Consider the following 258-nt stretch of genomic DNA (forward strand, 5'->3'; position numbering starts at 1 on the left):
TCAACGTTGCTAACGCCACTGTTGGTGTATCGATCGATGCAGGCGCATTGACAGCACAATCTGCTCTGGACGTGACTCTGGCCCGTGGCGCCAACTTCCTGAGCCTGGGTGCTGGTGCTGACCGCGTTGTCTTGCTGGGTAACTATGTTGCCGGTACTTACAACGTGACAGAAAACGGTGTGAACCTGAATGCACAGTCCACAGCGACTGCAGTTGCCCGCGTTGTTACAGACACGATCAACCTGGGTACAGGTAACG

At 55.0% G+C, this 258-nt stretch carries 1 protein-coding gene; it reads left to right on the forward strand.

All coding sequences use genetic code 11. The annotated features are described in order from the left end of the window. Positions 1–258, forward strand: a 258-nt coding sequence (locus ACO0LN_RS30390) for a hypothetical protein (protein WP_422980507.1), incomplete at both ends; no start/stop codon positions are given.

Origin of the sequence: Undibacterium sp. TC9W (genome assembly GCF_049339865.1) — a bacterium.
Taxonomy (GTDB): Bacteria; Pseudomonadota; Gammaproteobacteria; order Burkholderiales; family Burkholderiaceae_D; genus Undibacterium.